The following is a 20013-nucleotide window of genomic DNA, read 5'->3' as shown; positions in this document are numbered from 1 at the left end:
TCACCACGTAGGCCCCCGCTCATGCCGCAGAGAGATACAGCATGCGTGCGGGGGATATTCACGCGAGGGGTCGAAGGCACGCGCATTAGAGTAGAGCCACCATGAGCGCATCCTCACGCCCCGCCTTCTACATCACCACGGCCATCGCCTACCCGAACGGTGCGCCGCACATCGGGCACGCCTACGAGTACATCTCGACCGACGCGCTGGCCCGGTTCAAACGCCTCGACGGGTACGAGGTGTTCTTCATGACCGGCACCGATGAGCACGGCCAGAAGGTGCAGCAGGCCGCTCGCGCGGCGGGCGTTCCGGTGCAGGAGTACGCCTCGCGCAACTCGGACGTGTTCGAGCGCATGGACAAGACGCTGGACATCTCCTTCGACCGGTTCATCCGCACCACCGACGAGGATCACCAGGCCGCGTCCATCGCGATCTGGGAGCGGATGCAGGCGCGGGGCGATATCTACCTGGACACGTACGCGGGCTGGTACTCGGTACGCGACGAGGCGTTCTACACCGACGAGGAGACCACGATCCTCGACGACGGCACGCGAGTGTCGAACGACACCCGCACGCCGGTGGAGTGGACCGAGGAGTCGAACTACTTCTTCCGGCTGTCCAAGTATCAGGACCAGCTGCTCGACCTGTACGAGACGCGACCGGAGTTCATCGCCCCCGCGACGCGGCGCAATGAGATCGTCAGCTACGTCAAGGCCGGGCTGAAGGATCTGTCCATCTCGCGCACCACCTTCGACTGGGGTGTTCCGGTTCCGGGCGATCCGGAACACGTCATGTACGTGTGGGTCGACGCGCTCACCAACTACCTCACCGGCGCCGGGTTCCCGAACACCGATTCCGCCGCGTTCCAACGGTTCTGGCCGGCGGACGTGCACATCATCGGTAAGGACATCACCCGTTTCCACACGGTGTACTGGCCCGCGTTCCTGCTGTCCGCCGGGATCGAATTGCCCAAACGCGTGTTCGTGCACGGTTTCCTGTACAACAAGGGCGAGAAGATGTCCAAGTCGCTCGGCAACGTGGTCGACCCGCTGGCCCTGGTCGAGGGCTACGGTCTGGACGCGGTGCGCTTCTTCCTGCTGCGCGAGATCTCCTACGGGCAGGACGGCTCCTACAGCCACGAGGCGATCGTCGGGCGGATCAACTCCGACCTGGCCAACGAATACGGCAATCTCGCTCAGCGCAGCCTGAAAATGGTTGCCCGCGACTGCAATTCGGCCGTTCCCACCCCCGGCGAATTCACCGCCGACGATCGCGAACTGCTCGACCGCGCGAACGGTCTACTCGAACACTGCCGCGCCGAATTCGACCAGCAGCAGATACATCTCGCGCTCGAGGCGATCTGGCTGACCCTGGGCGAGACGAACCGCTACTTCTCCGCCCAGCAGCCCTGGGCCCTGGCCAAATCGGGCACCCCCGAGGATCTGGCGCGCGAGGCGACGGTGCTGTACGTCACCCTCGAAGTGCTGCGCATCGTATCGATCCTGGTCCAGCCCGTCATCCCGGGTTCGGCGGGCAGGATCCTCGACCTACTCGGCCAGACCGGCCGCACCTTCGCCGACCTCGCCACCCCGATCGAGCCGGGCCTGCCCCTGCCCGCCCCGGAGCCGGTCTTCCCGAAATACGTGGAGCCCAAGGACTGAGTTTCGCGCCTTCATCCAGTATCAGCCGGACCGTGCGGCGAGGACCGCGTCGTACAGCTCGCGCCGAGAGGCTCCGGTCCCCGAAGCCACCTCCGCGCAGGCGTCCTTGAGCCGAAGTCCTTTGGCGACAAGGGATTCCACTCGGTCCACCAGATCGGCGGGTTCAGCCGACGCCGGTTGCGCGCCCTCCAGGACGACCGTGATCTCGCCGCGCGCCCCCTCGTCGGCCCAGTCCGCGAGTTCGGCGAGGGTGCCGCGGACGACCTCCTCGTAGGTTTTGGTCAGTTCGCGGCAGACCGCGGCGCGGCGGGACGGGCCGAGCACCTCGACGGCATCGGCCAGGCAGGCGGCGAGGCGGTGCGGGGCCTCGAAGAAGACGACGGCGCGCGGCTCGGCGGCGAGGGTGCTCAGCCACTGTTTGCGCTGCCCGCTCTTGCGAGGGGCGAAGCCGTCGAAGCAGAAACGTTCCATCGGCAGGCCGGACAGGGCCAGCGCGGTCGTCACCGCGGACGGGCCGGGCAGACAGGTCACCGGCAGATCCCGCTCGACGCAGGCCGCGACCATCCGGTAGCCGGGATCGCTCACCGAGGGCATACCCGCATCGGTGACCAGCAGAACCGTTCGCCCGCTTGTGATCTCATCCAGCAGTGCCGGGATGCGCGCGGCCTCGACGTGATCGTAGAAACTCACCACCCGTCCGGTGATCTCCACGCCGAGCGCCTTGGCCAGAGCGCGGGTGCGGCGGGTGTCCTCGGCGGCGACGACATCGGCCGATCCGAGGGCGTCCCGTAGCCGTTGTGAGGCGTCACCGATCTCCCCCATCGGCGTCGCCGCCAGCATCAACCGGCCGGTGCCCACACTGGTATCCACATCGCAACCCTAAGCCCCACCCCACTTAGACTCGTCTGCGTGACCCAGCTGACGGACGTGCTACCGCCGCTCGGTGCGGGCCCCTCGAGTCCGGCGCCGCGGCGTCCATCCGCCGATTTCGGCCCCATCGATCGCGCTCGCGGCTGGGTCGTCACCGCATTCCTGACCGCGATCGCGGCGATCACCCGGTTCACGATGCTGAACTATCCGACCGATGCGGGCACCCCCGTCTTCGACGAGAAGCATTACGCACCGCAGGCCTGGCAGATGGTCACCGGCGGCGGCATCGAGGACAATCCCGGTTTCGGGCTGGTGGTGCATCCGCCGGTCGGCAAGCAGATGATCGGGCTGGGGGAGGCGCTGTTCGGTTATTCGCCGATCGGCTGGCGATTCGCCGCGGCGGTGTTCGGTTCGGTGATCGTGCTGCTGGTCATCCGGATCACCCGCCGGATGACGCGATCCACGCTGCTCGGCGCGATCGCCGGAATCCTGCTGATCTGCGACGGCGTGACATTCGTGTCCTCACGGATCGGCATGCTGGACATCTTCCAGGCCGGATTCGTACTGGCGGCGTTCGGCTGTCTGATCGTCGACCGCGACGTAGTGCGGATGCGTCTGGCGCGCGCCGATGCCGAGGGCCGAATCGCCCTGAGCCAGTGGGGTCCTCGGCTGGGTGTGCGGTGGTGGCGGTTCGGCGCGGGTCTGCTGTTGGGCATGGCGACCGGCGTGAAGTGGTCGGGGCTGTACTACATCGTCGCGTTCGGGCTGCTGTCGGTGTTCTTCGACGTGGCCGCGCGACGCGCCTACGGGGTGGTGCGGCCGTGGATCGGCACGATCGTGCGCGATGTGATCCCGGCGCTGTACGCCCTGGTCGCGATCGCGCTGCTGGTCTATCTGGGTACCTGGGGCATGTGGTTCGCCAGCGAGGACGGTTACGACCGCTATGCGGTCGGCAACGCGATCGGCACAGGCGGAACCTGGTCCTGGATACCCGATGCGCTGCGCTCGCTCTGGCACAACCAGGGCGAATCGCTGAAATTCCATGAGGGACTGACCAATTCGGCCGGAAACCATCATCCGTGGGAGTCCAAGCCGTGGTCGTGGCCGATGGGCTTGCGGCCGATGCTGTACTACTACGCCGACAACGGCGTCACCGGGTGCGGTCAGTCGGTGTGCGTGAAGGCGGTCATGCTGATCGGCACACCCGCCATGTGGTGGTTGTCGCTGCCGATGCTGGCCTGGGCCATCTGGCGCACGGTGACCCGTTTCGACTGGCGTTATGCCGCGATGCTGGTCGGCTACCTGGCCGGCCTGCTGCCCTGGTTCATGGACCTGGACCGCCAGATGTACTTCTTCTACGCCGTCCCGATGGCCCCGTTCCTGGTGATGGGCCTGGCCATCGCCCTCGGCGAGATCCTCGGCCCGGCCCCCTTCGCCCGCGCGCCCAACGGCCACCGCTTCCTGCTCACCAGCGAACGCCAGGGCCTGGGCCTGCTCCTGGTCAGCCTCTACGTAGCCATCGTCATAGCGAATTTCGCCTGGCTCTGGCCCATCATGACCGCCTTCCCCATCACCGTGGACAGCTGGCACGATCATCTGCTGCTGCCCAGCTGGCGTTAGTTCCCTCGGGCGCGAACCGACGTTCCGGACCGGTTCTCCCGGTGACGCGGGATCGGTCACTGCGAGTCGTAGTCCAGGCTCGACTGCTGGTCCGCCGAGGGTGAGGCATCCGCGCGGGGAGCGCCGGTTCGTTTCAAATCGAAGATGACCATACGCAATTCGCTGTTGATTTCGTCGGTCTCGGCGATCAGGGGCTCCAGTTGCGATCGCATACCGGGATGCCGGCTCGCCACCGAGGCGAGCAGGAGCCCGAGCCCGAAGACCCGATTGATCGTGCGGTCGTGCAGGTCGGCGGCCATGCGGGCTTGCTCGTCGTACCGGATGAGCTCGTTCTCCACGGCCACCCGGTGATCGATGCTCGCGAGGATGCCGGCGCGCATCTGATTCACTGCATCGGCGATCGCGGCGATCTCGGCAGGCCCGTCCCGCTGGATCTCGACGGCATAGTTTCCTTCCGAGACCGCCTGTAGTTGTCCGATCAGACGGGTGACAGGCCTGTTCACCAGTCGCGGCAGCAGCGTGAAGGCCGTCACCACGATCACCAGTAGCAGCACGATGGAGATATAAGTCGCGTCCCTGGCGATCCGCTGCGCGGAGGACACCCGTTTCAGTTGGCGCGCGGCCATATCGTCCGTCGCCGACTGAAGCTGGGTGGCCTTGGCGCGAACAGTGTCGAACAGGCTCTTGCCGAGCAGCGCCGAGGAGCCGACCTGGTCGTCCGGCAGGGGTCCGGCCGTTCGAGCGGCAATCTCCGGTTCGGCGGCCATCGTCTCCCAGGCGTTCGCGGCGGCCAATACATCATCGAGCGCTGCCGTGACCTGGGAGTCTCCGTCGAGAACCTGCCGCAGCCGGGTCTGCGCCTTTGCGGCGTCGGCGCGACCCTGGTTATAAGGCTGGAGAAACACCGGGTCACCGGTCAGCAGGAAGCCGCGCTGCCCGGTCTCCTGATCCACATAGGCTCGCAACAACGCCGAGGCGGACCGCTGCGCCACGAAAACCTGGTCGTTCAGATCATTCACCGCCCGTCCGGCGACCACGCTGCTCACCACGGCCGACGCGGCGGATACCCCGAACAGCAGCACGATCGTCACGATGATCACCGAGAAGACCCGCCGTATCGATGTCCGAGCCAGCAAGACCGATCACCGCCGATCGCAGCAGAAGCAACACGACACCCGGAACGCACCGAGGTCGATGATCTTGCCCTCGATTCTCCGACGAGCCGGATCACCGAGCAATAGGCCGCCCCGGCCGGGCCGGATCATTCCGCCAGAGCCGCCCGGACGTAGCGCAGCGCGGCATCGTCGTCCAGGCCCAGCCGCCGGATGACGGCGACGTAGTCGGTGGCGGCGCGGCCCGCGGCATCCTGGGTGGGGTCGCCGGAGGAGGCGATGAAGGAGCCGAGGCGGCCTCGGGTTTCCAGGACGCCGTCCTGTTCGAGTTCGCGGTAGGCGCGGGCGACGGTGTTGGGGGCCAAGCCCAGTTGGACGGCCAGGGCCCGGACGGTCGGAATCTTGGTTCCGGCGGTCAGTTCGCCCGAGCGGACGCGGGCGACGATGCCCTGCCGGAGCTGTTCGTAGGGTGGGACCGCCGAATGGTGGTCGACCGGGATATCCATGGCGCCTCTACATCTCGTCCCGGGTCAGCGGGCAGGACAGACAGCGCGGGCCGCCCCGGCCGGACCCCAGTTCGGAACCCGGAATCGTCAGCACTTCGACCCCCGCGTCGGCCAGTCGGGCATTCGTATGCTCGTTGCGTTCGTAGGCCACGACCACGCCGGGCGCGAGGGCCAGGGTGTTGTTGCCATCGTCCCACTGTTCGCGCTCGGCGGTGACGCCGTCGAGCCCGGTATCGATGACGCGCAGTTTGCCGATCCCCATCGCCTCGGCGGCGGCGGGGAGGAACGGCTCGGGCCCGCGCATCTCCACCGAACCGTCGTCGCGAACGGCGATAGTGAAGGCGCACAACGAATCCCGCACCGCCGGATACATCACCACCGCATCGGAGTCGACCATCGTGCACACGGTGTCCAGATGCATGGTGGCGCGGTTCTGCGCGATCGGCACCACCAGCACGGTGTGCGCGAGACTGTCCTCGAACAGGCTGCGCGCCAACGCCTCCGCACCCGCCGGCGAGGTGCGCTCCCCCACGCCGATGGCCACCACACCCGGCGCGAGCAGCAGCACGTCACCGCCCTCCATCGGCGCGGTATGCGATTCGTACGCCCGCCGCACGCCCAGGAAGCGCGGATGGAAAGCATAGATCAGATCGGTGAGCGTGGTCTCCCGGGCGCGGGCGGGCAGCGCGAGCGAGGTGATCGCCACCTTGCGGCCCACCCAGAACGAGGAGTCCCGGGTGAACAGCAGATTCGGCAGCGGGTCGATGACGAAATCGGTGCCGTGATGCATGCGCCGCACCAGCGAGGTGGCGTCGGGCGCGAAAGGCAGTTCGTCGAATGTCATCCCCGCCATGAGAATTCGGGCCAGTTCCGGCGCGGGCACCCCCCGCAGATGGGCCTTGAGCTCTTCGGCGAGGGTGAATCCGATCCGGCGCGCGTCCACCGCGGAGGCGATGCCCATACTGCGGCCCGCCCCGCTGACGGCCAGGGTGTCGGTCAGCAGATCCGCCAGCAGCAGCACCTCGACCCCACGCCCGCGCAGCACCTCGACGAAGATGTCGTGCTCCTGCTGTGCCCGCTCCACCCACGGAATGGCATCGAACAGCAACTGGTCGTTGTTGCGCGGGGTGAGCCGCCGCAGTTCGTCGCCGGGCCGATGCAGCAGTACCGAACGCAGCGTCCCGACCTCGGATGTCACGGAAAACGGTCGCCCCTCCGGCACACCATCGGTTTCCATGATTCGACCGTAGTAGGCCACAGCGTCGTTGGCACGGAATTGGCTGGGTGGGTGCTGTGACGGCGCCGCGATATCACCCTGGCGATTCCGGGCCGGACGCCGTATACCTCGAGTATTGTTGAGGTATGCAGCACACCACTTGGCAGGCGAAGGAGCTCACCCCCGGGCAACTGTCCGAACGTAGTGGAGTCGCGGTGTCTGCGCTGCATTTCTACGAACGCGAGGGCCTCATCAGCAGCCGGCGCACGAGCGGTAATCAACGCCGGTATCCACGGGAGACGTTGCGTCGAGTCGCCTTCATCCGCATCTCACAGCGAGTCGGCATACCGCTCAGCGAGATTCGCGAGGCACTACACACCCTACCGGAGGGCCGCACCCCCAATCGCAAGGATTGGGAGCGCCTGTCCACGATCTGGCGACAGGATCTCGATCAGCGCATCGAACAGCTGATCCGCCTGCGCGACAGCGTCAGCAGTTGCATCGGTTGCGGCTGCCTGTCCCTGGCCAGTTGCCGCATCGTCAACTTCCACGACCGGCTCGGCGACGAGGGGCCGGGGGCGCGGGTGCTGGACGTCAACCTGAACAACGAATGTGGCCCCTCCTGCAACGAGCACACCGACGCCTGCGCCGAGCAAGCCGGCGCCTGAGCGACCTCGACACCGAGACCAACGCCCACACACCTGGTTCCGACACCCTTGGACAACTTTGGACAACCCCACGTGTTCGAGACCCGAAGGTGCCGCGAACACTCCGGAGCGCAGCGGAGGCCGAAATTACAGCGCGTCCGAGCGGCCGACGCGTTCGTAGATGCTGTTGAACCCGTCGTTGGCCCGGCGCATCACGATCTCGTACGGCCAGGCGAACTTTCGCGCCCACCAGTACCCGAATCGCACGTCGAACGAGGTGTGCACCAGGAAACGATTGCGCTCGATCCCGCGCAGGATGATCGCGGCCACCTGCTCGGGCGTCTTGGCATGGCGCTGAAACTGCTTGATATACCGTTGGATTCGGGGATCGTCCCGATTCACCCCGGCGATCTCCACGGTGCGCACCAGCGGAGTGTCCACCGCGCCGGGCACCACCAGACGCACCGAGATCCCGTGCCGCGCCAGATCGAAACGCAGCACCTCCGACAGCCCGCGCACACCGAACTTGGACGCGCTGTAGGCCGCATGCCACGGGAAGGCCAGGAGACCGGCGGCCGAGGACACGTTCACCAGCGCGCCGCCGCGTCCGGCCCGTACCATCGGCGGCACGAAATTCTCGATGACGTGGATCGGGCCCATCAGATTGACGTCGATCATCCGGCGCCAGTGCCGATGCTCGAGATTCTCCACCGTGCCCCAGGCCGAGGTCCCGGCGATATTCATCACCACGTCGAGACTGCCGTGCCGATCGTGCACCTCGGTCGCGAAGGCGGTGACCGCGTCGTAATCGGTGAGATCCAGGGCCTCGGCGACCAGCACCTTGCCACCGCCGTCGCCGATGGCCCGCACCGTATCGGCCAGCCCGTCGGCGTCGATATCGGTCAGCACCAGCTCCGCGCCCTCCCGCGCGGCGGCCAGCGCCGTCGCCCGACCGATACCACTGGCGGCGCCGGTGATCAGGACCTTCTTACCGCTCACGGATTTCAGGCGATCGTGCACACCGTTCCTCGAATGCTCCATGCGGACGCCGAACCGATCCGATGATCGGTGCTCGGCGCGCCCGACCTCTTGCCGTGCTCTCCAGGAGCATACGGGGTAGATCCGTGCGCGGGCCGGATCCGGCTGCTATCCGCCCAGTACGTGCAGCATGCGGGAGACCGCCGCGGGCCAGGTGAACTGCTCGGCGCGGCTGCGCGCGGCCCGTCGCCGATCGGCCGACGGTCGCGCGAGCACCTCCGTCACCGCCCGCGCGAAATCCGCCGGATCGTTCGCGGCGACCGCGCCGCATTCGGCAGTCACGATATCGGCCAGCGCCGAGGACCGGCTGGCCACCACCGGCGTCCCGGCCGCCAGCGCCTCGAGCGCGGCCAGGCCGAACGTCTCGTGCGGTCCGGGAGCCAGCGAGACGTCGGCGCTGGCCAACAGGGTCGCCAACCGGGTGCGTTCGGCGATGAAGCCGGTGAAGTGAACCGCCGGACGACCGTCGGGCAGCGGCGTCAGCCCGCGGGCCCGGCGCTCGAGCGCTTCGCGGCGCGGCCCGTCCCCGGCCACGATCAACCGCGCGTCCACACCCTCGCGACGTAGCGCGCCGACCGCCTCGATACTGCGATCCACTCGCTTCTCCACCGACAACCGGCCGCAATGCACCAGCAGCGGATTACCCGCGGCGGCATAACTCGCCCGCAGCAGCCCGTCGTGCCGATGCGGGGCGAACATCTCCAGATCCACGCCCAGCGGAACCAATTCGACGTTCGGCGCATCGATCCGCGCGAACTCCGCCCGTGCGAATTCGGTTGTGCACACCACGATGTCGTAATCCGCGGCGGTTCGCCGATTGGCCACGTCGGCTGCCCGGCGGGCCATCGGTCCGGGCAGCGCCTGGCCCAGCAGCCGGTCCAGTCGCTCGTGCGAGATCATCACCCCGGCCACGTCCCGCCGCCGCGCCCAGCGCCCGAAACCCCGCAGCGTCAGCCGGTCCGAAACCTCCAGCACATCGGGCCGGATACCGGTCAGTGCATCGGCCACCTTCCGCGGATCGACCGCCCGGTAGCCGCGCGTCCAGGGAATCTGCAAGGCGGGCAGGGTTATCCGCAGCACGCCCCCGGGCAGGATCTGCTCGTCCCGCCGCGGGCCGGGCACGATCAACACCACTTCGTGTCCGGCGGCCGCATATCCCGAGCCGAGATGATGCAGCGCCGTACGTAGTCCCCCCGACCGCGGCCCGTAGAAGTTGGCCAGCTGAACGATGCGCACGCGCCGATCGTCCAGCGGCAGCCGGCCCTGTGGGGCAACGGCGCGTGAACAGGGATGGAAGTATCGCCGACCGGCTGGTGCGGGCAGCTCGCGACGTCAGTGTTTCGCGGTCCGCGACACCCGCGGAAGTTCCAGATCGAGCGGAATCCGCCCGGCCGACAGATGCGTTTGCACGGCCTCGGGCGGCAGCGGCCGTGCGATGAGAAAGCCCTGGGCGCGGTAGCAACCCAGTCCGACCAGTGTGCGCGCGGCGACCGCGGTCTCCACGCCCTCGCCCACCACGCCGAGCCCGAACGACCCGGCCAGGCCGACGATGGATTTCACGATCGCCAGATCGTCGGTGCTCACCCCGAGCCGCTGCACGAATCCGCGATCGATCTTCACCGCGTCCACCGGCAGGGCCTTGAGATGCGACAGCGAACTGTAGCCGGTGCCGAAATCGTCGATCGCGATCTGCACGCCCATCCGCTTGAGCCCGCGCAGGGTCAGCTGAGTGCGTGCCAGATCCTGCACCACGACGTGTTCGGTGATCTCCAGACAGACCGAACTGCCGTCGATGCCGTTGCTGCGCAGAGTGTCCTCGATCGATTCCACGAAATCCAGGCTCACCAGCTGCACCGGCGAGACGTTGATCCGGATGACGACGTTGGAGGCCAGCCCCTGCTGACGCCACTGCGCGAATTGCGCGCAGGCGGTGCGCAGCACCCAGCGCCCGAGTTCCCCGGCCAGGTTCGTCGCCTCGGCGACCCCGACGAACGCACCCGGCGGCAGCAGCCCGCGAGTGGGGTGCTGCCAGCGCACCAGCGCCTCGAGCGCCACGATCCGGCCGGTGCGCAGATCGACCTCGGGCTGATAGTGCAGCAGCAGCGAACCATCCGAGACCGCGCTGCGCAGGTTGAGTTCGACGTCGTCCTGGAGTTCGAACTGAGCGCGCATGGCGTCGGTGAACACCGCGACCCCGTTACCGCCGCCGGATTTGGCCGACAGCAGCGCGTGATCGGCCCGGCGTAGCACATCGGCGACGGTCGCCTCGCCGGGAATCCCCACCGCCACTCCGACGCTCGCGGCCCGGCTGACCGACTCCTCGCCGACGGTGACCCGCCGGGCGATGAGCTGCTGCAATCGAGTGCCCTCGAGTTCGGCCTCGACCGCCTCCATGGGTTTGGCCGGGACGATGACGAATTCGTCGCCGCCGAGACGCGCGATCATATCGGCCGGATCCAGATGTTCGCGCAATCTCGTGGACAGCGTGCGGATGAAGTTGTCACCCGCGGTGTGCCCGAGGAAGTCGTTGAGCGCCTTGAGCCGATCCAGATCCAGGAAGAACGCCGCGACCGGCCCCGGATTGCCCGGCTGCAGCCGCTCCTCCATGTACTCCAGCAGGGCCCTGCGGTTCGCCAGGCCGGTCAGATCGTCGTGCATGGCGATGTAGCGCAGCCGCTCCTCGGCCTCCACCCGCGCCTGCAACTGGGCGAACAGGGAGGCGATCGCCTTGAGCACGTTGAGTTCGCGAGTGCTCCACTCGCGGTCGCCCAGTTTGATGAAGCCCAGCAACCCGATCGGCTCGCCGCGCGAGAGCAGCGGGACCGCCGCGGAGGTCAGATCGGTGATGCCCGCCGTCCTGCGGGCGAGGTCGCGATAGGGGGTGAACGCCTTGCCGGGTCGCACGATGACCGGCTCGGTGGCGTGTTCGAAAGCTTTGAACGCCGGGTCCGGATCGTCGAAGTAGACGATGCCCAGCGGGTCCGGGTCGGGCACGCACTGTCGCGGCGGCCACTCGGCAACCAGGACGGTGGCGCGACGCTCCCGGTCGGTCCGTCTCAGATAACAGAAGTCCACATCGAAGTGTTCGATCAGGCTTGCTAGCACACGTTCCGTCGCCGCCACCAGGGTGGTGGCGTCGACACCCATCAACTCCGAGGCGACCTGTGTCACCAGTGAGTCGAGTGTCCGCCGAGGCACCTTATCTCCGATCGCGTCAGCTGCGGGAACTCATACCCGGCACCGGGAACCGCCTGCTGCGGACCGTAGTTCGGGCGGCATACCTCAGACGGAACACCAACGCCATGATCTCATGGACAGGCCCCTCCAGATGGCCCAGGAACCTGTACCGAAGTGACGCTAGTGTATCGGCGAACTCCGGGGAAATCCCTGCGAACACGGGGTGATGGGCCGCTTCGACTCTCATGAATTCCTACTCCGTTGCTGCGCAATGCGCCCTACCCGAGACCCTCCCGGTAACGGCCGGATCGCGGCCGGTGTCCGGGGTTGGTCGCTAAGGCAGTATCCGTCATCGGGCAGGAATTGACCAGACATCCGGCAAATCTTCCGAAACCCGGGCATAAGGTCCCGAATTGCCCCTGGTCAAGGGGATGACTTTAGTAATCGGACGGAATGAGAAGACCGGTTGGTTCCAAAATGGCTATTTGATGGCTATCTGTGCTGGTTACACCAGGATAGAGATGTAGAGCTCGACCTTCGGCCCGCGCCAGATCTCGATCTCCTCCCGGTAGGCCCGGGTGATCTCGGCCGAGGCGGTCGCATCGTCGACCTGGGCCCACACATCCTCGACCGGATCGTGGTAGTCGCCGTTGGGCTCGAATCGCGCGTAGACGCCCTTGGGGACCCGGACCAGTACGTCGCCGGCCGGAACCGCGTCCACGGCCGGATAGTCGTAGCTGACCAGAACGTTGTAGTTCCCGGCCGGATCGGGGACGTACACGGTGTACAGCGGCCGGTCGGCGGCGTCGTCGCGATCGCGCAGCCGGTCGCGCAGGAATTCGATCAGCTCACTGTTGCTGACCTTGAAGCTGGGCCGCACCCGCGGCACCACGAGACCACCATAGATCGCCTGGTCACGCAGTACGATCGTGTAACTCATCGCGGGTGGACCGCCAGATACAGATCGATCTTGTAGGCATGGGGGTAGCACTCCAGATCCCCGGTATGGGTGCGCTTGATCTGGTTGTGCTCCTCGGCATAGGCGATCTGGGTCCACAGATCGGTCATGATCTGCGGAAAGTTCCCCACCGAGGAGAACCGCGCATACACGCCCCGCGGTAGCCGCGCCACGATATGCCCCCGGGTGACCTGATCGAACGAATTGCACTGATACCCGACGATCTGCGTGTTGAACGTGCTCATATCCGCCGAATAATCCGTATAAGCGCAGGCCAGAGGTCCGCCGAGCTCCTGGTGCAGAACCGCGCCCCACGCCGCGTCCAGATCCCGGTCACGCAGTTCCCCGAGCGCGCGCTTGGGGCTTCGCACGGGCAGCCCGGCAACCCATGTCTCGTCCCGCTCGACGATCTCAAACTGCATGGATGACAACTCTTTCGAAGTATTCGCGCAGGCAGCGCATGCGCGGCCGGACCCGTCCGCCCAGAACCGTCATGCTATCAACCCGCCCTGTGAGACATATCCGACACGACCGCAGCCCCCGGTTCCCCGTTTGCCAGCCCCGCCCCCACGCGAGTCGCGAATTGTGGGCAATTTCATTCGACCTGCCCACTCCACGATATGAACCGCGGGCGCCCCATCCCGCTACCAACCCCATCGAACCCCTTCTCACCAGCCGATTCGGAGTCTCCCCCACCCACCTGCTAAAGTTCTCCAACGTCGGTTCGGAAACGGACCACGGGGCTATAGCGCAGTTGGTAGCGCGTCTCGTTCGCATCGAGAAGGTCAGGGGTTCGATTCCCCTTAGCTCCACAAAACGGCAAAGCCGCAGGTCAAAGGCCTGCGGCTTTGTTGCATATGAGTAGTTATCCGAACCATTTCCGGTTGCAGCTTGCACAGCCTGGGGCTGAGCGGCAGGCCGTACAAAGCTTCCGCTGGGCGCGTGACCGTCTGCTTGCTGTGTACGGTGATGTCGGCGGCGGCGCAACCGGCGCACGTGGGTGTGGCCAAACTGTAGTGGGGGCCAGTCCGGCCGTACATGCTCATCCTCGCGCTGGCTGCAGCCCCAACGAGTGAGCGCTCATGCCGATTACAGCGCGATTCGGGTTCGGGGTGTCGCCAATCAGATCCGCGGGCCGCCGCTTTCTTGACTGACGTCCAAGAAGCCTCTACCGTTGCCACGACCGACTTCTTGGATGGCGTCCAAGAAGAGCGGCGGTCAAGCGGGAGGACGCGAATCATGGAAATCAGTGGGCAGGCCGATCGGCGCGAGGCGGTCGCGGTGCGGCGGAGTGAGGTCTCGTTCCGCTCGGGCCATGACGAGTGCGCGGCATGGCTGTACACCGCACCCGACCTGCACGACCCCCGCCCGATGGTGATCATGGGACACGGGCTCGGGGCAGTTCGAGAGATGCGCCTGGATGCCTACGCGCAACGGTTCGCTGCGGCGGGGTGGTCGGTGCTGGTGTTCGACTACCGCCACCTCGGAGCCAGCGGCGGAGCACCGCGCCAGCTCCTCGATATCGGCCGCCAACGCGCCGACTGGCATGCCGCACTGGCCTACGCGCGCACACTACCTGAGGTCGATGTCGACCGGATCGCGTTGTGGGGCAGCTCTTTCGGGGGCGGCCATGTCCTCCAGGTCGCCGCCGAAGACACCCGTATCGCCGCAGTCGTGGCCCAGTGCCCGTTCACCGACGGACCGGCGTCGTTGCGCGCACGTATCCGGACCGGTCCCTTGAGCGCAGTGGCGTTGACAGTGGCCGGTGTCCTCGACACGATCGGTTCCTTGTTCGGCGCCAAACCGATCCTGTTGCCGATGGCGGGCACGTCCTGGATGCCCGCGTTCGTGGCCTCACCCGACGCCCTAGCCGGTGCGTCGGCACTTCTGCCCGCGGGGACCCGGCTCTCGCGGCGCACCAGTGCGTTGCTGAAACAGCTGCCCTCGGTGCGGGCTCAGGTGTCGAAGAACATCGAGCTGACCGAGATCGATGGCGGGGAAGAACCTGTGACCGGTGTCGGGCGCGACAGCATGTGGGGTGTCCTGCGCGGTCCGGACGGTGAATTCGATGCCGCCAACGCCCTGGCCGCACGGCTGGTGCTGCGCCTTCCACTGGATCGGCCCGGTCGCGCACTGGCACGCTTCAAAACTCCAACACTGCTGTGTGTCTGCGACAACGACGCCGCCGCGCCCGCGCAGACCACCGAGCGTCACGCACGGGGCCTGGCGCACGTGCACGTCCAGAGCTACCCGTGCGACCACTTCGGCATCTACCTGGGCGAGCACTTCGAACGCGCCGTGCGTGACCAACTCTATTTCCTGGCAACACAATTCGACTACACAGCAGCCACCACGCGGTAGGTCGCTCCCGGCTCGTGGACGTGCGCGGACCGGGCACTCAGCCCGCCGCGGCGGCAAGACCGCGGGCGCTGGCGAGCAACGTCTCGATCACCGCGCGCCGCTGGGCCTGCTCGCCCGGATGCGTCAGCATGCCCTCGACAACGAAAACGCCGATCTCGACCAGCGGATCCACCTCGTCGGCGGGCACGCCGAGCTCGATCAGCTCGGCCCGGAACAATCCCTCGGCCAGCGCGTGGAACTGTTCGTGCCATTCCTGGATGGCCGCGGATTCCTCGGCGCGCGTATGCACGGTGCTTACCAGCCGGCCCAACTGCTCCAATTCCTCGACCAGCCACAACACACGATCGGCCAGCCCTGAGTCCAGCACTTGGCTGTAGGAGGCCATCGAGTCGGCCAGGACCGCGTCCAGGACCGCGATCAAGACCGCGTCCTTGTCCTGGAAGTACCAATACAGCGTGTTCGACACCACCCCGGCCTCGCGGGCGATCCGCGTCATCGACGCCGCGTCGTATCCCTGCTCGACGAATAACCGCCGGGCGGCTACCACGATCTCGGCGCGTTTCTCTTCCCGATCTTGCGGACGTCTGTTGCGAGGCATCTCCAGTCCCGACCTAGTTCCTGCCCCGATGCTATCTTGGCCAGCCCCCAAGAACGGCCGCTGGCGGGCGAACTGTCAGGCAGGCGGTCCGACGAACATCCTCTTCTGCCGCGATCCGGTCGTTTCACAGGGCCGTAAGGGTTGTCCGGCAGTCGATCTCGCGTACCGACCGGTAGCAGCCGATTATCGTGCGGATTCCGGGCGAGATTGGCGAGCTGCTGTCGGGTCGGTCTACCCGGCTACCGGCCGCGCCGACTGGCAGGAAACAATTTCAGATCGTCGGCCTGGACGCGTGTCGGTGGTCGGCCAGGCTCCGGACGGTACGTCTGCCGAGCAGCGGGGCGTTGCAGCGCCTTGTACTCGACGAGAGCCGATTCGATATCGCCCTCCCGGGTCAGGCCGCCAGGACGAGCGCGTCCTCGATCGCCGAGGTCGAACCCCGGCCTGCCGCAGGCGACACTGCGTGGGCCGCGTCGCCGATGATCACGATGCGGCCCCTGCGCCAGGCGCCCTCCGGGACCAGTTCGTGCAGCGCGATCGACTTGCTGACTGCCGAGCCCTGACGGCGCTCGCTGAAGCGAGCGCCGCCACCGTCGGGGTGTTCAGGCGGACCCAGAGCGCGAAGCCTGTCCAGAGAGATCTGTTGGGGCGCTTGGGGTTAGAGCGGTCGCGTATCCGTCACCTCGACTCATTCGGACTATTCGGACATCCGACCTGAGTATGCACCCATTGCGGAATGATCTGCGGCTGTGAGCGAAAAGCAGGTCTACCTCGTGGCCCACGTCGGCCGCCGGACCATCGACAGCGCGTGGGACAACGAAGACGACGCACAGAAACGCGTGGCGGAACTCGGAACCTCCGGAGAGCTCGTCGCCTTCGCCCTGAACCAGAATGACGGCTTCCGGCCGACACCTCCCCGAACCGGGGCTTTCGCCAGCCACTCCACGAAAGTCACGTTCGAGTTCACGGCCCACGACGAGGACGAAGGCTACGAAGACCTCTGGTGTGAACTAGAAGCAATCCGCGACGAAGCGAAGGAGCGCGACTTCGACACCAATCTGCTCCGAGAACCAGTAGTCAGCACGAACACCGCGTCGGTCAGTGGCTTCGAGTACGACAACGACGGCGGCTATGGCCCCGGTAGCTACTTCATGCACGCCATGAGCAAGGACGACTGAATCGGCTCATGCCGGTGAACGACGGTGAGTGATCCGGTCTCGGGGATACCGGCACTGAGGTTCGACGACAACCACTACGACTGGTGCCAGATCCGTGCAGCAGCCTCGCGCTACGATTTTGCCGGTCAACTTCACGGCCCGTCACGCACACGCCAACCTGGACTGGACGACCGCATGCTGACATTAGTCGACAAAAGTGAGTGGTAATGCCGCATACCGCGCCGATCGCTAGCGACGCATTCACGCGATGTGGCGCAGGCGCTCCGAGCGAACGTCCGGGCCAACTGTGATCCACGCCATAGGTCATTGTGTAACTATTGGCTGCCTGATCCGGACAAACGAAACCCACTCCTCCGGCAGGGCGACGGGCAGAGCCAAGCCGACACCCCCGTTTGCCGGTCCTGTGGGGGACGTAGACCGAGTGCTCGGCACACCGGCGATGTCATTCGACACCATCGAGTAGATGCCGAGGTGCGGCCTGCCGCCACGAGTCGAGAACGATGGCTTCCAGCTCGTCTCGGTCGTCGATCGCGGCGAGGCGCACTCGAACCCAAGCATTGTTCGCCTCGTGCGCGGCGATCCAGAATTTGTCCGGCTCGGCGGCCACCAGTTCGTCACGGTCGATGATTGGGCAGCGGACCGCCGCCGACGTTTCGGCCTCCGGGAGGGTGAGAAATAGTTTGCCGGCCACCCGGAAAGTTGGCATACCCCACGTGAACTGCTCAGACGTCTCGGGCAACGACAAAACAAAAGCGCGGACATCGTCCCCAGCAGCACTCATGCACCGAATCTTTCCAGATCGGACACAGGCCGCGCAGAACCTCGACCGCCACCCCAACTACTTCCTCGCCACCTAAATGGGCTCCGGCACAACACGATCCAACGAAACGTCCTATATTGCCGATGAGCGTGCTATCCGATCCGAAACTGCCCGGCCGCGATCCGCGATTACGCCGGGCGCCGGGACGGACATCGCCGTCACGTCCGCTGTTCCCGATCCGTGGACCGCGGCCGTGCCGAGGGGGCGTCGACATGGTCGTCGCGGCACGGCACCGGCTGAGTGTGTGTATCGGATCCGATCATGGCTGCTGCCGTGGCACGAATCGATCAGTGCAGCCTAGGCAGGCGCCGGCAGCATGTCGCGGCTGACCGCCAGATACGTTCCCGGCGTTATTGCTTCTAGGACGATTTCGTTGCTCTGCGCATCGGTTTGGAGGTTCTGATTGGAGTCCAGCAGGTCACTCCACTCGTCTTCTGCTGCCGTCTCGTAAGCTTCGCGGAGCTGCCGCTGCAGCCGGGGACGGGCTTCTTCCAGTTGCGTGTAGAAGTTCCGTCGGTCATCGAGGCCGCGTTCTTCCCGTTCGTCTTCAATGAACTCCGCTGCCTCTTCAGCAAGCAGACTGGGTGCGCGCAACTCGATCGCGCGAGCGTGGAGTGTGGCGCAGGCTGCGAACAGCTGCCGTGACATGCCCAGGTGGATGCCGGTTTCGGCGATCCGGCAGCTGAGGAAGTCGTCGAGCCCGATGTCGCGAATTCGGTTGCGCCGGGCACTCCGGTCGGCGCTCAGCGCTACCTCGCCGACATCGGCTCGCATCGCTGCGGTGTCGGTGCGTTCCAGGGGCGTGATCAGGCCGGTGCGGCGGAAGCCGCGCTGGGCGGGCACCAGTGCCGTGCGCAGTTGCGATGTGGGTGCGTAGCGCAGAGCGAAATAGATAAGCATCTGAGCGCGAGCTGCGGCGAGGAGCGCGTCGTCGCTGTCGCCGAGGTCGTCCTCCGGGCTTTCCGGGCCGGTCGGGAAGTCGTCACCGCTGCCGGGTCCGATGAGCACCCGGTGCCGCGGGTCGTGACAGAGGTTGTGGTCGATGGTGAGGAACAGGTCGTCCTTCGGCCGCGCTGAGGTTCCGACCAGGACGATGGGATGCGATAACGCTGGTCGCCAGCCTGCACTATCTTCCGCTGGCCGATACCTTGCGTGAGCTAGACCGGCGTTTGTCCCCCGGTGGTCGGCTCGTGGTCATCGGTTGCTTCCGGGATTCGAGTTCGATCGACCACGCGACAGGTGTGGTCACCGTGGCCGCAAACCTGGTCGTCGGCACCTTGAAGCATCCTCGGGCCGCGCAGGAACTCCCGGTCGAGATGACCGCACCGGTCACGCCGGCACGCGAAACACTAGCCGAGATCCGCCGTGCGGCTGCTGAGTGTCTGCCCGGGGCGCGCATTCGCCGACGTTTGTTCTGGCGATACTCCCTGGTCTATGACAGACCAGCGGTCGCCGACCCGCACGGAACCGAAACGCACTGAAAAGCCGCTTACGGGGCGGTCCGCAGCCGAGAGCCGTTGCGCCGCAAAAACATCCTCAACTGTCGATGTCCGGATACAGCCCCGACTGCCGAACTGAGAGCAACCGGAGGTCAAGCCGGACCTCGCGCCTCGCACCTCGCGCCCGGGTGGCCCAACGTCATGCCGCCCCAAATGCACTCACACGTGCCGACCAACCAACCCTCAGCGCAGTGCCGCGCAAAGATCATAGGAGTCCAGCGTGGGTCAGGATCGGCGCTGTGATGTCACAGTCCACGCAGTGGCCGTGCTCAAGGCTCTTGAGCACCCGCCGACCTTTGACAACATCGATGTGGAACGTTGAGCGGGTCCGGCAGCGTTCGCACACCTGCCCGATCAGGAACGGCCGCAGCAGATACAGCCGATGATCGCGATCGGCGAGATACAAACTGCCAGTTTCGATCTCGCTTGTGTGATAGGTCATCGTCGTAGTGGGGACCACGACATGGTCGCCCCGGTAGTGTCGAACTCGCAAGGTAGCGCAGGAACGGAAGTGATCCCACTCCACGCCCATGGTTTCCACAAGCGACCAGTCCGCCAGAAAGTGTGAGTTCTTGACGAGCGTCGTCAGGTCCTTGAACGCTTGCTCGACCGCACCCGGAAGGTCGAGAATGTCGACAGTGCGCAAGTGCGACTTGTCGTTTCGACGTTCAGCCAGGCGCTCGCGCGCGGCCTGCGCAGTGCTGTCGCCCAGTACGCCCGCGAGCTCGTTCAGCGGATGGTCGGCGGCTAAT

The 20013-nt window shown here is 66.2% G+C and carries 20 protein-coding genes, 1 tRNA gene and 1 pseudogene; 8 read left to right on the top strand and 14 right to left on the bottom strand.

Annotated elements, in window-relative coordinates:
* Positions 1-101 precede the first annotated feature (101 nt).
* Positions 102-1661, top strand: a complete 1560-nt coding sequence (gene metG / locus NV1_RS17900) for a methionine--tRNA ligase (RefSeq protein ID WP_067892693.1) — start codon at positions 102-104, stop codon at positions 1659-1661.
* Between the two features lie 21 nt (positions 1662-1682).
* Here metG and rsmI read toward each other — a convergent pair whose 3' ends face one another.
* On the bottom strand, positions 1683-2501 hold the full coding sequence (gene rsmI / locus NV1_RS17895; protein ID WP_067892700.1) for a 16S rRNA (cytidine(1402)-2'-O)-methyltransferase: 819 nt from the start codon (positions 2499-2501) through the stop codon (positions 1683-1685).
* A gap of 69 nt (positions 2502-2570) precedes the next feature.
* Between rsmI and NV1_RS17890 the strand changes: the two genes are divergently transcribed.
* Positions 2571-4151, top strand: a complete 1581-nt coding sequence (locus tag NV1_RS17890) for a dolichyl-phosphate-mannose--protein mannosyltransferase (protein ID WP_067892691.1) — start codon at positions 2571-2573, stop codon at positions 4149-4151.
* Between the two features lie 56 nt (positions 4152-4207).
* Here NV1_RS17890 and NV1_RS17885 read toward each other — a convergent pair whose 3' ends face one another.
* The 3 genes from NV1_RS17885 to NV1_RS17875 form a co-directional block, all read right to left on the bottom strand.
* Positions 4208-5251 carry a CHASE3 domain-containing protein gene (locus tag NV1_RS17885; RefSeq protein WP_067892686.1) on the bottom strand — a complete coding sequence of 348 codons (1044 nt, stop codon included), beginning with the start codon at positions 5249-5251 and terminating at the stop codon, positions 4208-4210.
* Positions 5252-5412: 161 nt separating this feature from the next.
* Positions 5413-5769: a GntR family transcriptional regulator gene (locus tag NV1_RS17880; protein ID WP_067892684.1), complete on the bottom strand. Its 357-nt coding sequence runs from the start codon at positions 5767-5769 to the stop codon at positions 5413-5415.
* A gap of 7 nt (positions 5770-5776) precedes the next feature.
* Positions 5777-7006 carry an arginine deiminase gene (locus NV1_RS17875; RefSeq protein WP_067892698.1) on the bottom strand — a complete coding sequence of 410 codons (1230 nt, stop codon included), beginning with the start codon at positions 7004-7006 and terminating at the stop codon, positions 5777-5779.
* A 125-nt stretch (positions 7007-7131) separates the two neighbouring features.
* Between NV1_RS17875 and soxR the strand changes: the two genes are divergently transcribed.
* Positions 7132-7653, top strand: coding sequence for a redox-sensitive transcriptional activator SoxR (soxR, locus tag NV1_RS17870; protein WP_067892683.1), 522 nt, complete (start codon positions 7132-7134; stop codon positions 7651-7653).
* 126 nt (positions 7654-7779) lie between these two features.
* On the opposite strand, the gene NV1_RS17865 is transcribed toward soxR, so the two are convergent.
* From NV1_RS17865 to NV1_RS17840, 5 genes are all read right to left on the bottom strand, one after another.
* Positions 7780-8652, bottom strand: a complete 873-nt coding sequence (locus NV1_RS17865) for an SDR family oxidoreductase (RefSeq protein WP_245713781.1) — start codon at positions 8650-8652, stop codon at positions 7780-7782.
* A gap of 126 nt (positions 8653-8778) precedes the next feature.
* Positions 8779-9906, bottom strand: a complete 1128-nt coding sequence (locus NV1_RS17860) for a glycosyltransferase (protein WP_067892679.1) — start codon at positions 9904-9906, stop codon at positions 8779-8781.
* 96 nt (positions 9907-10002) lie between these two features.
* Positions 10003-11817 (bottom strand): putative bifunctional diguanylate cyclase/phosphodiesterase, encoded by a 1815-nt coding sequence (locus NV1_RS17855; RefSeq protein WP_067892695.1) that lies wholly within the window; start codon positions 11815-11817, stop codon positions 10003-10005.
* 535 nt (positions 11818-12352) lie between these two features.
* Positions 12353-12787: an effector binding domain-containing protein gene (locus NV1_RS17845; protein WP_067892674.1), complete on the bottom strand. Its 435-nt coding sequence runs from the start codon at positions 12785-12787 to the stop codon at positions 12353-12355.
* Positions 12784-13227 carry a GyrI-like domain-containing protein gene (locus NV1_RS17840; RefSeq protein ID WP_067892672.1) on the bottom strand — a complete coding sequence of 148 codons (444 nt, stop codon included), beginning with the start codon at positions 13225-13227 and terminating at the stop codon, positions 12784-12786. The genes NV1_RS17845 and NV1_RS17840 overlap by 4 nt, the downstream gene beginning before the upstream one ends.
* 317 nt (positions 13228-13544) lie before the next feature.
* Here NV1_RS17840 and NV1_RS17835 point away from each other — a divergent pair.
* Positions 13545-13617, top strand: a tRNA-Ala gene (locus tag NV1_RS17835).
* A 427-nt stretch (positions 13618-14044) separates the two neighbouring features.
* The gene (locus NV1_RS17830; RefSeq protein ID WP_067892670.1) at positions 14045-15166 is read left to right on the top strand and encodes an alpha/beta hydrolase; all 1122 of its coding nucleotides are present in this window, start codon (positions 14045-14047) and stop codon (positions 15164-15166) included.
* 37 nt (positions 15167-15203) lie between these two features.
* Here the strand turns inward: NV1_RS17830 and NV1_RS17825 are convergent, their stop codons facing one another.
* Together NV1_RS17825 and NV1_RS46390 are read right to left on the bottom strand one after the other, a co-directional pair.
* Complete coding sequence (locus NV1_RS17825; RefSeq protein ID WP_067892668.1) at positions 15204-15764, bottom strand: TetR/AcrR family transcriptional regulator; 561 nt, start codon at positions 15762-15764, stop codon at positions 15204-15206.
* A 394-nt stretch (positions 15765-16158) separates the two neighbouring features.
* Positions 16159-16287, bottom strand: a complete 129-nt coding sequence (locus NV1_RS46390) for an FAD-dependent monooxygenase (protein WP_281181850.1) — start codon at positions 16285-16287, stop codon at positions 16159-16161.
* 226 nt (positions 16288-16513) lie between these two features.
* Between NV1_RS46390 and NV1_RS17815 the strand changes: the two genes are divergently transcribed.
* The gene (locus NV1_RS17815) at positions 16514-16942 is read left to right on the top strand and encodes a hypothetical protein (RefSeq protein WP_067892664.1); all 429 of its coding nucleotides are present in this window, start codon (positions 16514-16516) and stop codon (positions 16940-16942) included.
* A gap of 442 nt (positions 16943-17384) precedes the next feature.
* Here NV1_RS17815 and NV1_RS17810 read toward each other — a convergent pair whose 3' ends face one another.
* Both NV1_RS17810 and NV1_RS17805 read right to left on the bottom strand, forming a co-directional pair.
* Positions 17385-17681 (bottom strand): MmcQ/YjbR family DNA-binding protein, encoded by a 297-nt coding sequence (locus tag NV1_RS17810; RefSeq protein ID WP_307629383.1) that lies wholly within the window; start codon positions 17679-17681, stop codon positions 17385-17387.
* 378 nt (positions 17682-18059) lie between these two features.
* Complete coding sequence (locus NV1_RS17805) at positions 18060-18770, bottom strand: hypothetical protein (RefSeq protein ID WP_067892660.1); 711 nt, start codon at positions 18768-18770, stop codon at positions 18060-18062.
* A 65-nt stretch (positions 18771-18835) separates the two neighbouring features.
* On the opposite strand from NV1_RS17805, the pseudogene NV1_RS46820 reads away from it, so the two are divergent.
* Positions 18836-18946: pseudogene (locus NV1_RS46820) on the top strand (class I SAM-dependent methyltransferase); the annotation flags it as partial.
* Positions 18947-19003: 57 nt separating this feature from the next.
* A complete protein-coding gene (locus tag NV1_RS17800) occupies positions 19004-19243 on the top strand; it encodes a hypothetical protein (protein ID WP_157117084.1) in 240 nt (79 codons plus the stop codon).
* Between the two features lie 223 nt (positions 19244-19466).
* Here the strand turns inward: NV1_RS17800 and NV1_RS44570 are convergent.
* Positions 19467-20013: hypothetical protein (locus NV1_RS44570; RefSeq protein ID WP_218027063.1), on the bottom strand; the 547-nt coding region annotated here is incomplete at its 5' end.

The sequence above is a fragment of the Nocardia vaccinii NBRC 15922 genome (assembly GCF_001613305.1).
GTDB lineage: Bacteria > Actinomycetota > Actinomycetes > Mycobacteriales > Mycobacteriaceae > Nocardia > Nocardia vaccinii.
This window is presented reverse-complemented; position numbering and strand designations above follow the sequence as displayed.